This is a genomic window from Pseudomonas sp. FG29 (assembly GCF_057809355.1).
This window is the reverse complement of sequence record NZ_JBMDJU010000012.1, coordinates 118,737-131,444: the sequence shown is the minus strand read 5'-3', so window position 1 is coordinate 131,444 and position 12,708 is coordinate 118,737. Positions and strand designations below refer to the sequence as shown.

Annotated in this window: 11 protein-coding genes; 3 read left to right on the top strand and 8 right to left on the bottom strand. The window is 63.2% G+C overall.

Translation table 11 applies throughout. The features are described 5' to 3' along the window. Positions 1-804 precede the first annotated feature (804 nt). The gene (locus ACODS1_RS14430; protein ID WP_489086190.1) at positions 805-2,127 is read right to left on the bottom strand and encodes a dicarboxylate/amino acid:cation symporter; all 1,323 of its coding nucleotides are present in this window, start codon (positions 2,125-2,127) and stop codon (positions 805-807) included. A gap of 340 nt (positions 2,128-2,467) precedes the next feature. On the opposite strand from ACODS1_RS14430, the gene ACODS1_RS14425 reads away from it, so the two are divergent. Then, a complete protein-coding gene (locus tag ACODS1_RS14425; RefSeq protein ID WP_489086189.1) occupies positions 2,468-3,463 on the top strand; it encodes an AraC family transcriptional regulator in 996 nt (331 codons plus the stop codon). Positions 3,464-3,466: 3 nt separating this feature from the next. On the opposite strand, the gene ACODS1_RS14420 is transcribed toward ACODS1_RS14425, so the two are convergent. The 6 genes from ACODS1_RS14420 to ACODS1_RS14395 all read right to left on the bottom strand — a co-directional run bounded on the left by ACODS1_RS14420 (position 3,467) and on the right by ACODS1_RS14395 (position 10,422). Next, a complete protein-coding gene (locus tag ACODS1_RS14420) occupies positions 3,467-5,662 on the bottom strand; it encodes an OsmC domain/YcaO domain-containing protein (RefSeq protein ID WP_489086188.1) in 2,196 nt (731 codons plus the stop codon). 176 nt (positions 5,663-5,838) lie between these two features. Then, positions 5,839-7,224: an ATP-binding protein gene (locus ACODS1_RS14415; protein WP_489086187.1), complete on the bottom strand. Its 1,386-nt coding sequence runs from the start codon at positions 7,222-7,224 to the stop codon at positions 5,839-5,841. Next, positions 7,221-7,898: a response regulator gene (locus tag ACODS1_RS14410; RefSeq protein ID WP_489086186.1), complete on the bottom strand. Its 678-nt coding sequence runs from the start codon at positions 7,896-7,898 to the stop codon at positions 7,221-7,223. The genes ACODS1_RS14415 and ACODS1_RS14410 overlap by 4 nt, the downstream gene beginning before the upstream one ends. A 71-nt stretch (positions 7,899-7,969) precedes the next feature. Further along, the gene (locus ACODS1_RS14405; RefSeq protein WP_322978362.1) at positions 7,970-8,575 is read right to left on the bottom strand and encodes a hypothetical protein; all 606 of its coding nucleotides are present in this window, start codon (positions 8,573-8,575) and stop codon (positions 7,970-7,972) included. A 114-nt stretch (positions 8,576-8,689) separates the two neighbouring features. Beyond that, positions 8,690-9,862 carry an MFS transporter gene (locus ACODS1_RS14400; protein WP_489086185.1) on the bottom strand — a complete coding sequence of 391 codons (1,173 nt, stop codon included), beginning with the start codon at positions 9,860-9,862 and terminating at the stop codon, positions 8,690-8,692. Positions 9,863-9,957: 95 nt separating this feature from the next. After that, the gene (locus ACODS1_RS14395) at positions 9,958-10,422 is read right to left on the bottom strand and encodes a TlpA disulfide reductase family protein (protein ID WP_489086184.1); all 465 of its coding nucleotides are present in this window, start codon (positions 10,420-10,422) and stop codon (positions 9,958-9,960) included. A gap of 30 nt (positions 10,423-10,452) precedes the next feature. Between ACODS1_RS14395 and ACODS1_RS14390 the strand changes: the two genes are divergently transcribed. Both ACODS1_RS14390 and ACODS1_RS14385 read left to right on the top strand, forming a co-directional pair. After that, positions 10,453-11,859: a PilZ domain-containing protein gene (locus ACODS1_RS14390; protein WP_489086183.1), complete on the top strand. Its 1,407-nt coding sequence runs from the start codon at positions 10,453-10,455 to the stop codon at positions 11,857-11,859. Positions 11,860-11,999: 140 nt separating this feature from the next. After that, positions 12,000-12,395, top strand: coding sequence for a hypothetical protein (locus tag ACODS1_RS14385; protein ID WP_322978366.1), 396 nt, complete (start codon positions 12,000-12,002; stop codon positions 12,393-12,395). 5 nt (positions 12,396-12,400) lie between these two features. Here the strand turns inward: ACODS1_RS14385 and ACODS1_RS14380 are convergent, their stop codons facing one another. Beyond that, complete coding sequence (locus ACODS1_RS14380; protein ID WP_489086182.1) at positions 12,401-12,592, bottom strand: hypothetical protein; 192 nt, start codon at positions 12,590-12,592, stop codon at positions 12,401-12,403. Positions 12,593-12,708 lie beyond the last annotated feature (116 nt).

Sequence of the window (12,708 nt, the reverse complement as noted above, 5' to 3'; positions counted from 1 at the left end):
GGTTTTTCGTATCTTGGGGTGGGCTGATTGCTTGATGCCGGACTGGCAAGTTTGTATGAGTGCTTGATTACCTTCGGTGTTCAGGCTGCTTATCGGCGTTCTGCTGAACGATCTTGTTTCGCCCTCCCGGGCGAGTAACTTTTGCGGGCAAAAGTAACCAAAACCCTCCGCCCGGTCATCCGGCCCTGGCTGCGCCAGGGTTCGCTCACTCCATCGCCGCTCCAGAGGCCCGCCGCGGTGGGCCATCCCTGGCCCATCGCGGCTCTCGCGACATCCATGTCGCTCGACCTCTTCCACGACGATTGCGTTCGCCCTCCTGGGCGGGCTCTGCGCGCGCCTGAACCAGCGGTAACCCAAAGGCTCTTTGGAGTGGTCTATCAGAAGCAACAGCAACCGACATGGCTATGGACTTAAGCCAATAGTTTCAGGCGCGCGAATGGCCCTTTCAGGAGGGTGAGTGGAATCGTTGCGTAGAGGGGCGAGCGGCATGGATGCCGCGAGAGGCTTAAAGGGCCAGGGACGGCCCTTGTAAGCCGACACTCGGAGTGACGATGGAGCGAACGAACCCCGGCGAAGCCGGGGCCGGATGTCAGGGCCAAGACCTTTTGCCTTCTTTTGTGGCGTTTGACAAAAGAAGGTCGCCGGGAGGCGAAACGGGCGCTATCAGCAAAACTCGATAAACAGCTTGAACACCGAAAACCAAAGCACGCTCACACAAACTTGCCAGCCCAATCTTAGCCCCAATAAAAAGCCCGCCGAAATGGGCGGGCTGGAAACACTCCCGTGCGTGGCAGGAGCGAAAACTTAAGCGGTTTCGCGCGAAACGGCAGCCGGGCTTTCAGCTACAGGTACGTTACGACCACCATCCGCCAACTCACGCTGCAGCGTGTCCTCATCGAGCTCCTTGCACCACTTGGCGACCACGATGGTGGCCACGCCATTGCCGATCAGGTTGGTCAGCGCACGGGCCTCGGACATGAAACGGTCGATGCCCAGGATCAGCGCCAGACCAGCCACCGGCAGGTGACCGACTGCCGACAGGGTAGCGGCCAGCACGATGAAACCACTGCCCGTTACCCCAGCCGCGCCCTTGGACGCCACCAGCAGCACCAGCAGCAGGGTGATCTGATGGGTGATGTCCATCGGCGTATCGGTCGCCTGGGCGATGAACACCGCCGCCATGGTCAGGTAGATCGAGGTGCCGTCGAGGTTGAAGGAGTAGCCGGTAGGAATCACCAGGCCGACCACCGACTTGTTGGCACCGAGCTTTTCCATCTTGCTCAGCATGCGCGGCAGCGCCGATTCGGAGGACGAGGTGCCGAGCACGATCATCAGCTCCTCACGGATGTAGCGAATGAAGCGCAGAATGCTGAAACCATGGGCGCGGGCGATGCCACCCAGCACCACCAGAACGAAGAACACGCAGGTGATGTAGAAGCACATCATCAGTTGCCCCAGCTGTACCAGCGAGCCAACACCGTACTGGCCGATGGTGAAGGCCATGGCGCCGAAGGCACCGAGCGGCGCGACCTTCATGATCATGTTGATCACGCCGAACATGACGTGGGCAATGCGGTCGATGAACTCCAGCACCGGCTTGCCGTAGTCGCCCATGCGCTGCAGGGCGAAGGCGAACAGCACGGAGAAGAACAGCACCTGGAGGATGTCGCCATTGGCGAAGGCACCGACCACGGTGTTGGGGATCACGTTGAGCAGGAAGCCGATGGTGCTCTGCTGCTCGCCTGCCGAAGCGAAGGCGGCGATCTTGCTGGCATCCAGGGTGTTCGGGTCAACGTGCATGCCGGCACCCGGCTGAAGGACGTTGACCACCACCAGGCCGACGATCAGGGCGATGGTGGAGACCACCTCGAAGTACATGAGCGCGTAGCCGCCCGTACGGCCGACCGCCTTCATGTCCTGCATGCCGGCGATGCCGCTGACCACGGTGCAGAAGATGATGGGCGCGATGACCATCTTGATCAGCTTGACGAAACCGTCGCCGAGGGGCTTCAGCGCAACACCGGTTTCCGGAGAGAAGTGACCGAGCAGAATGCCCACGGCAATGGCGAACAGCACCTGCACGTAGAGCATCTTGTAGAAGGGTTGGCGGGCGACGGCAGTCGTCATGGCAGTACCTCAATGACTCATGGCAGCATCCGCAGCGCACCATGAAGCCTTGCATAAGCGATGGCCCTCCATCCGGAGGGTTTTATTGTCGAGGTGCGCCCTGCGCACCCTTGAGCGCCTTATCGCAAACGCCATGCCATAGATTACAAAATATTAAATCCCCTTATTTTCAAAGGCTTGCAGAAGCTTATCACTCACAGCGCACGTCAACGGCTGGCGGTTTTCCGCACGCCCCCTCTTCACGCCTGGCGGATATCCCACTGCAAACCCCACGACGAACCGACTTGTTAGCGGCCACCACCGATGGCTACCATCGGCGGCAAACAACAACGAGCACGCCATGCGCGAACGCACCATTGCCAGCCACTTCGTCCGGGCCGCCCTGCGCGGCGCTCAGCGTCATGGCCTGCCCTGCGAGGGCATCCTGCGCGAGGCCGGCATTCAACCGGCCATCCTGAGTGAAGGCCGCGCACGGATCGCCCCCGAGCAGTTCGCACGGCTGATACAACGGCTCTGGGAAACACTGGACGACGAATACCTGGGCTTCGGCAAACAGCCGAGCAAGCGCGGCACCTTCGCCATGATGGGCCACGCCATCATTCACTGCCGCACGCTGGAAAAGGCCTTGGGGCGCGGCGCTCTGTTCTACGGACTGTTCCCCGAGGCGCCGCGCATCGCGCTGCAGATCGAAGGGGATTGGGCCCGCCTGAGCGTGGACGACAGCGCCCTATGGGATCCGGATCACTTCCTGCTGGAAAGCCTGCTGGTCATCTGGCATCGCCTCGGCAGTTGGCTGATCGGCCAGCGCATCCGCCTGGAGGAAGCCACTTTCGCCTACGCCGAGCCCGAACATGCGGCCGAGTACGACCTGCTATTCCCCTGCGCCAGGCGCTTCAGTGCCGAGCGCAACAGTCTGCTGTTCCATGCCCGCTACCTGGATATGCCGCTGCTGCAGGACGAGCGCACGCTCAAACAGTTTCTCCTGCACTCCCCTGCCGACCTGCTGGCCCGCCCGGATGGCGGTGACAGCCTGATCAGCCAGATCCGCCGTCTGCTCGGCCGCGATTGCCGCAGCTGGCCCGATCTGGAGCAGGTCGCGCACAGGCTGCACACCAGCCCGCAGACCTTGCGCCGGCATCTGCGCGAGGAAGGCAGCAGCTTTCAGGAACTCAAGGATCACCTGCGCCGTGACCTGGCCATCTACCACCTGGGCCGCGACGAGTTGAGCATCCAGGTCATCGCCGAGCAGCTCGGGTTTTCCGAACCCTCGGCGTTCCACCGCGCCTTCAAGAAATGGACGGGGCTGACCCCCGGCGCGTACCGGGCCGCCCAGTAGCGATCAGCTCAAACCCGCAGCGCGCGCACGGGCGGCGTGTAGCTTCTTGTAGCTGTCGATCAGGCGCAAATGCTTGTCCAGACCTTCGAGCGCCAGGCTGGTTGGGGTCAGGCCATGGAAGCGCACGCTGCCGTCCACCGAGCCGATCACCGCGTCCATGCGCTCGTTGCCGAACATGCGCCGCAGGTTGTGCTCGAAGTTGGCCAGCTCCAGCTCGTCGTCCAATTGGATCTCCAGCACGGCATTAACTGCCTGGTAGAACAGGCCGCGCTCGACGGTGTTGTCGTTGTACTGCAGGAAGGCCTCGACCAGCTCCTTGGCGTCGTCGTATTTCTTCAGCGCCAGGTTGATCAACAGCTTCAGCTCAAGAATGGTCAGTTGGCCCCACACCGTGTTGTCGTCGAACTCGACGCCGATCAGCGTGGTGATGTCGGTGTAGTCGTCGACCTCGGTGTTATTGAGGTTGCGCAGTAGCGACTTCAGCTCGCGGTCGCTCAGGGCGTGCAGGTTGAGGATGTCCTTGCGAAACAGCAGCGCCTTGTTGGTGTTATCCCAGATCAGATCCTCGACCGGGTAGATCTCCGAGTAGCCCGGCACCAGGATGCGGCAGGCGTTGGCGCCGAGGTCGTTGTAGGTGGCCACGTAGACTTCCTTGCCCATGTCTTCGAGGATACCGAACAGGGTCGCGGCTTCCTGCTCGTTGGAATCGCTGCCTTCACCGGAGAAATCCCACTCGACGAATTCGAAGTCCGGCGTGGCGCCGAAGAAGCGCCACGACACCACGCCGCTGGAGTCGATGAAGTGCTCGACGAAGTTGTTCGGCTCGGTCAGCGCCAGGCTGTCGAAGGTCGGCTGCGGCAGGTCATTCAGGCCCTCGAAGCTGCGGCCCTGCAGCAGTTCGGTGAGGCTGCGCTCCAGCGCCACTTCCAGGCTCGGGTGCGCGCCGAAGGAGGCGAACACGCCGCCAGTACGCGGGTTCATCAGGGTCACGCACATCACCGGGAATTCACCGCCCAGCGAGGCATCCTTGACCAGCACCGGGAAGCCTTGCTCCTCCAGGCCCTGGATGCCGGCGACGATGCCCGGGTACTTGGCCAGCACGTCCTGCGGCACGTCCGGCAGGCACAGCTCGCCTTCGAGGATTTCGCGCTTCACCGCCCGCTCGAAAATCTCCGACAGGCACTGCACCTGAGCCTCGGCCAGGGTGTTGCCGGCGCTCATGCCGTTGGACAGGTACAGGTTCTCGATCAGGTTGGACGGGAAATACACCGTCTCGCCGTCGCTCTGGCGCACGAACGGCAGCGAGCAGATGCCGCGCAGGGTGTTGCCCGAGTTGGTGTCGTACAGGTGCGAGCCGCGCAGCTCGCCGTCCGGGTTGTAGATGGCCAGGCAATGCTCGTCGAGGATTTCCTTGGGCAGTGCGTCCTTCGGGCCGGGCTTGAACCAGCGCTCGTTGGGGTAATGGACGAACTCGGCATTGGCGATGTCCTCGCCCCAGAACTGGTCGTTGTAGAAGAAGTTGCAGTTCAGCCGCTCGATGAACTCGCCCAGCGCCGAGGCCAGCGCGCTCTCCTTGGTCGAGCCCTTGCCGTTGGTGAAGCACAGGTTCGACTGCGCGTCGCGAATATGCAGCGACCAGACGTTGGGCACGATATTGCGCCAGGAGGCGATCTCGATCTTCATCCCGAGATCCGCGAGGATGCCCGACATGTTGGCGATGGTCTGCTCCAGCGGCAGATCCTTGCCCGGAATGTAGGTGGTGGTATCGGACACCGGCATCAGCAGCGCCTGGGCGTCGGCGTCGAAGTTTTCCACCTCCTCGATGATGAACTCGGGGCCCTGCTGCACCACCTTCTTCACGGTGCAGCGGTCGATGGAGCGCAGGATGCCCAGGCGATCCTTCTCGGAAATGTCCGCCGGCAGCTCGACCTGAATCTTGAAGATCTGCGCGTAGCGGTTCTCCGGGTCGACGATGTTGTTCTGCGACAGGCGAATGTTCTCGGTAGGGATGTCGCGGGTCTGGCAGTACAGCTTGACGAAGTAAGCCGCGCACAGCGCCGAGGAGGCCAGGAAGTAGTCGAACGGCCCCGGCGCCGAACCGTCGCCCTTGTAGCGGATCGGCTGATCGGCGATCACCGTGAAGTCATCGAACTTGGCTTCGAGGCGAAGATTGTCGAGAAAGTTGACCTTGATTTCCATGGAGCGGCACCGGCAAGCGAAACGAAATGGCCGCCATTATCCGGGTTTTGCTTCGGATGTCTTGCGCCATGCGCCAAAGGGCGGGCAATCGGAGCGGTCGCGGCTGAAGCCCCTCCCACATCGAACCGACACCGTGGGAGGCGCTTCAGCGGCGACTCATTGGCAAGCAGCCCGCCTCAGTCGTACAGGCGCACACGGAAGCAGGCCCCGCCGAGTTCGGAATCTTCCAGGCTCAGCTCGCCGTCGTAGCTCTCGACGATGTCCTCGACCACGGCCAGGCCGATCCCCTGCCCCGGGTTCTGCACGTCCAGGCGCTCGCCACGCTGCAGCACGCGTGCACGCTGGTCAGTTGGCACGCCGGGGCCATCGTCCTCGATGGTCAGCAGACAGCCGTCCGGCAGCGGCGCCAAGCGCACCCGCACCTGGCGCAGGCACAGGCGATAGGCGTTCTCCAGCAGGTTGCCGAGCAGCTCCATCAGCGCTCCACGCTCCATGGTGATCTGGCTGTGCTCGGGTACGTCGAGGGTCGCCTCAACCTGTTTGTCGCGGTACACCTTGGCCAGCGAGCGACACAGGCCGTCGAGCAAGGGCCAGACCTGCTCGCGATGGCGCACCAGGCCGCTGCGGCGCAAGCTGGCACGCTGCAGCTGATAGCCCACCTGCTGGCTCATGCGCTCGATCTGCGCCTGCATCAGCAACGCCTGCTCACGATTTTCCGGCTGCGCGGTGAGGGTTTCGCCAATGCCCTGCAAGACGCTGAGCGGCGTCTTCAGGCTATGCGCGAGATCCTCCAGGGAGTCGCGATAGCGCTCGCGCTGGCGCCGCTCGCTGTCGAGCAGGCGGTTGAGGGAGTTGGTCAGGCGCAGCAGTTCGCGCGGATGGTCGTCACTGAGGCGCTGGCGGGTTCCCGCCTCGACGCCATCGAGTTCGTCGCTCAAGCCGCGCAGGCTGCGAAAGCCCCAGGTCAGGCCGAACCACAGCAACCCCAGCAGCACCATCAGCGCCAGCCCCAGCCACAGGCGCAATTGCCAGGCGAAGCCATTGAACAGCGTCTGGTACTCACGCGTCGGTTGCATGGTGACAATGCTCAGCGCCGTTTCATCACCGCGCAGCAGATCCACCTCGATGTCGTAGACGAAGTACTCCTGGCCGTTGTTGTCGTCACGCACCCGCACGAATTCGTGGCCGCGGCCGTCGTACTGCGGCAGGTAACGCACTAGCTCGTACTGGGAAGAGCGCGAGCGCCAGATCAGCTTGCCGTCGCGGTCGAAGATGAAACCGAGCAGGTGCGAGTCGAGGTTGTCGAATTCCTCGTCCGGCATCTTGTCCGGCATGTGAAGCTGACCGTCATGGATGCGCGCTGCGGAAATCAGCGCTGCCGCATCGGAGGCCAGGCGCTTCTCCACGGTCTGTTCCAGGGCCATCATGAACACGCCCTGCAACACCGGCATCAACAGCAGCATGAACAGCACCGCCAGGGCAGCGGTGCCCAACATCAGGCGTAAACGCAAGGAACGGAAGCGAGCCCGCAGCGTGCGCAGAATGATGCGCGCACGCCTCACTTGCAGCGCTCGTTGAACAGGTAGCCCTGGCCACGCACGGTTTCGATCAGCTTGCTGTCCAGCGCACCTTCGAGTTTGCGGCGCAGACGCCCGACCAATACTTCGATAACGTTAGGGTCGCGCTCGTCATCGCCGGGGTAGAGCTGCTCCATCAGGCGCTCCTTGGCCACCACCTGCTGGTGATGCAGCATGAGGTATTCGAGGATGCGGTATTCGTAGGCAGTCAGTTGCAGCGACTGCTCGTCGACGGTCGCCTGCTTGCGGTTGAGATCGAGCACCAGGCTGCCGGCCTCGATGGTCGACTTGGTGAAGCCCGAGGAACGCCGCAGCAAGGCGTTGAGGCGCGCCTCCAGTTCCTCGAACTGGAACGGTTTGACCAGGTAATCATCGGCCCCGCAGGACAACCCTTCCACCTTGTCCTGCCAGTTGCCACGGGCGGTGAGGATCAGGATCGGGAAATTCTTGTCCTGGCTGCGCAACTGGCGAATCAGATCGATGCCACTCATGCCCGGCAGACCGAGATCGACCAGGGCCAGATCATGGTTGAAGTTCTCGGCACGGTACAGCGCTTCCTCAGCCGTACGCACAGCATCGACCACGTGACCATTTTCACTGAGGCGAGTGAATAGGTGGTGACGCAACAGTGCTTCATCCTCCACCACCAGCAATTTCATGACGGGCTCTCCCCTCTTTCAGTTATACGAAGGCCGGGCATAAGCCCGGCCCATCAACAGATGCCTTCGAATCAGAAGGCGTAGTTAGCGCCGAGGTAGAACTGCGAGCTGCTATGCAGATCCAGTGACCCGGCCTTGCCCTCGCCATGCGGCGCCAATTCGGTACTGGCGTTGGTGCGCAGGTAGCGATACCCGCCTTCGATCGAAGTATTGCTGCCCAGTTCCTGAACGATACCCGCCTGCAGGCCGGCGGCCAAACCGACGTCACTGTCACGGGAGAAGCCGGGACTTTCCTGCTCCAGTTTGACCAGGCCGGCACTGACGCCACCGAACAGCTTGGTGCCGTTGTCACCCAACGGCAGGAACTTGTCGTAGCTGGCCAACAGGTTCTGCTGGCGCAGCTTGTAGCCTCCGTGGCTGTCGGAGAAATTCTCGTAGCCGAGGTAGTAGCGCCCGTCAGCCTGCTGCTGTCCGACACGCACGCCCCAGGTGCCGGTGCCATCGATCACCTTGTCCAGGCTGGGATCATCGAGATTGGCGTTCAGCGCGTGGGACTTCTGAATGTTGTTGCTGGTCTGCCCCCAGGTCAGGCCTAGGAAGTTTTCATCCGCCTTGGCCGCGGTGGCGCCCAGTGCCAGGCAAGTCGTCAGCGCGATGCGGTTCAGAATGACTTTCATCGAAGCGTTCCTCTCGTTGCGGTTGCGATCAACTCGCCAACGAGTCTGGGCGAAGACTACTGAATCCCTGCTGAACCCTCCTTGAACCTCTACTGAACGGCTGGCATTCCCTCGTTACAAGCGTCGCACCAGCACCGCAGCAAGCAAGAAAAGCGCGGCCAGCACGGCCAATAGCGCCAGCCAGCCGGCATGTTCCCAGACGTAGCCGCCCAGGTACCCTACCAGGCTCGAGCCCAGGTAATAGGCACACAGATAGAGCGCCGACGCCTGCGCCTTGGCGCCCTGCGCATGCACGCCGACCTGCCCGCTGGCCACTGCATGGGCAGCGAAGAAACCCAGGGTGAACAGCGCCAGCCCCGCCACCGCCGCGCTCAGCCAGGGCGTGGCGCACAGGGCGACGCCCAGCAGCATCAGTGCGATCCCACCCAGCAGCACCTGACGGGCGCCGAAACGCGGCACCAGCCGCCCCGCCCAACCGGCACTGAGGATGCCCAACAGATAAACCACGAACAGCAGACCGATGACCGTCGCCGAGAGATTGAACGGCGCAGCGGCCAGGCGAAAGCCGACATAGTTGAACAACGCGACGAAACCGCCCATCAACAGGAACGCCAGGGCGAACAGTCGGCGCAGGCGCGGATTGCCCAGGTGCATGGCGAAGTTGCGCGACAGCCCACGCAGCGACAGCGGCTGCGCCGTGAAATGCCGCGAAGGCGGCAACAGCCAGACGAACAGCCCCAACGCCAGCAGCCCCAGCCCGGCGATACCACCGAGCGCCCAGGGCCAGCCGCCGAGGTCGCTGAGCAAACCCGCCAGCAGCCGCCCCAGCAGACCGCCAAGCGCCGTACCACCTATATACAGGCCCATCGCCGCAGGCAGCGACTCCGGCGCGAACTCCTCACCGACATAAGCCATGGCCAGCGCCGGCAGGCCGCTCAGCGCCAGGCCTAGCAGCGCACGGAGAATCAGCAGGCTGCTCCATTGCTCCACCCAGGCACAGGCGATACCCAGCACTGCCGCCAGCCCCAATGCGGCGACCATCACCGGCTTGCGCCCCCAGCTCTCGGCCAGGGCACCGGAAACCAGCAGGCACACTGCCAGGCTCAGGGTGGTCAGCGACAAGGCCAGGCTGCTGCTGGCAGCCGACACATGAAAGTGCGCCGCCAGCAAAGGCAGCAGCGGTTGCACGCAATAGAGCATGGCGAAGGTGGCAAAACCGGCGCAGAACAGCGCCAGGGTGGCACGCCGATAAGCGGCGGTACCACGAACGAGGTGGGTGGCGGACATCGAAGTGACTCTTGCAACTCGGCTCAGGAACGAACGAGGCAAAATCTTAGCATGCTATCGATATCCGCGACTGTCCGTCGCAGGTGTTTCTCCGCTTATTGCCCGCGCAGGCGCTGCAAATGAGCCTGCAGACCGGCGGCGGTCTGCTCGCCGAGCAGGCGTTCGCGCAGCTTGCCATGCTCATCGATGATGTAGGTCACCGGCAAGGCGTCGTTGTGCGGCAAGGCGAAGCGCGGCGCGGGATCCTGCGCCAGTACGGTGAACTGAATGTCGAAGGTATCGGTGGCATGCTTGAGATCCTCGCCCTGCAAGCCATCGAAGTTGACCCCGATAACGCGCGCGCCCTTCCCCTCTAGGGATGTGGCCAGCGCGTTGAGCTCGGGGATTTCGGTGCGACAGGGCGCACACCACTCGGCCCAATAATTGATGACCAGCCACTGGCCATCGAGGCTGTCAGCCGTTACCTTTCGTCCATGCTGATCCGGCCCGAAGTCCTCGCTGCAAGCGGTCAGCAACAGACCTGCGCAGATACCCATCACCATCTTGCTGAGAGAGCCCATGCCCTCGATCCTCGTGCTTCCGGGGTTGATATGACGCTGGATGCCCTACGCCTGGAAGTCCCGGAGATTCGCGCAGATGGCAGCGGCGTACCGGCGGATCTGGTCGAACAACTGGCCCAGGCGCGCCAGCAGGATCTGGGCAGCGCACTGCAACGAATCGTGGGCCTGCTGTTCAACCTCAACCGCAGCGTGGTGACCTTACTGGAAAGGCAACGCGCGCTGCAAAGCTTCAGTGACGAATTTCGCCACTATGCCGCCCTCACCGATGCAGGCAGCACGCCCGACAACCTGTTCGTGCGCCTGTGCCGAGAACTGGCGATCGGCTTCAAACGCCTGCTGCTGCAGATCCTCCAGGGGCGTCAGCCATCACGCCCGCACCTGGCCTGGTGCCTGTACATGGCGCAGCACTTTCTCGCCCAGCAGATGCTGCGTCATTACCAGCTGTATCAGGAGCCACCGGCGTCGGTCTGGCGTGACAGCCACCTGCTGTACTGGATCGGCGAGCATCAGCAATGCCTGGACGAACCCATCGCCGCCGCCTTTCAGCCCAGGCCAGCCAGCACCCTGCGCGGGCTCTATCAGCAAAGCCTGCTGCTGGCCCTGAGCAATCCGTTCCACCTGGCCGAGGGTGAATGCCTGCTGCTGTTCGCCGCGCTCTCCCCTTACGCCGGTCTGGCACGACTGCTCGACTGGGAAGAAGACGAGGAAAGCGACGACCCGGTGGTCGATCTCAGCCAGTCGCAGGCCTGCCTGAGCATGGATCAGCAAGCGCAGGGCAACGCGCAAAATCTGCGCCGCCTGGAACTGGGCGCCCTGCTGATCGCTCTGAATGAGCCGGCGCCCCTGCAAAGCCAGGCGGAACATGAGTTGCTGGCACGTGTTCATCATCACTGGCTCGGTCGTCAGCAGCGCAAACATGAACGCGCCGAACTCGACGGCCAGTGCGATCTGCTCGTTGGCCTCGCCGCGATCCATGCGCAGTTGCTCGACAAACGGCCGCCGCGCACCGCTGCCACCCTGCTCGATGCCAGCGCCGGCGGTGCGCGCTTGCTGTGCAACGGCAACGAGGGCGCGCAGATGTGCGTCGGTCAGTTGGTGCTGCTGCTCACCAGCGGCACGCCCACCCTGGCGCTGGTGCGCTGGCGGCATCTCAACCATGAAGGTCTGCACCTGGGCCTGCGCTACCTCAAGGGGTTGCCTCGCCCGGTATGGTTGCGCCGCGCGCCGAGCGCACAAACCCACCCTGGCGTGCTGCAAAGCACGCCCGCGCCAGGCAATGGTTGGCACCACGGGCTCTGGCTGCCCAGCGGTCAGTTCGTCGAGGGTGAACACCTGTGGCTGCAGCTGGCCAATGTCCACAACCAGGCGATCCTGCCGCTACCGGCCAGCAACCTGGACACGCCCGTGGTGGCCCGCTACCCACTGCGACTGAGCTGAACCCACGGCCTTACGCGCCGAATCTGCGAGACCGGTCACGCCCGGCACCGGCCGAGCGCACAGTTTGCACGGCACCCTCCTGCCTATAATTCTCGGCAAACGTGCTTTCTTTTCTCGGCCATAAGCGTGGAACTGTGCCCATGTCGCTTAACGTCCATGACAAGCTGATCGGCTCCGTGCCTGCACGGATCGTCGATGTCGCCCGCTCTCAACTGACGGCCTACGAGGGACGCGTGGCCGACTACAACATCGCCACCTGGCTGCAGTTGCCCGGTCAGGCCAACTTGCCGGTGTCGCTGCTGGTCAGTTACCGCGACGGCGAGCGGCGGCGGGAAGTCGAGGTGGATCACGGCAAGGTCAATGCACAGGGCAAGATCCTCTTGTCCGGCATTGCCCGCATGCCCTTCAAGCAGCGTATCGAAGACATGCAGGTGCGCCTGCGCTCGGCGGTGCCGGCGGCGACACTGGTGGTCGAGGAATTCTTCGTACAGGCCGTGGAGCTGAGCAGCAGCGAGAATCGCCAGGCACTGGCCTGATCGGCTCAGCCTGGCTGCACCTTGGCGGGCGTGGGCTCGACCACCGTCTCGCCATCGCCCTCCCTTGGTTCGACATAAGCGAGTAGCGACTCCGGCCATTGCCTGAAGCGCAGCTCGGTGACGCGATTGAGGCGCTCCAGCGCCTCCTGCGGATCACGCTGATGCAGATGGATGACCCTTTGTCCGCGCGTTTTCATGCTTCACTGCCCACTCGATCATCCTGCCCTGCTGCAACCTTAGCCAGAAGCATGCCAGCGCAGCGGTGGCCCACTGCGCTGTGTCATAGCGGCCAGAGCAGCCTGAATGCCTGGCG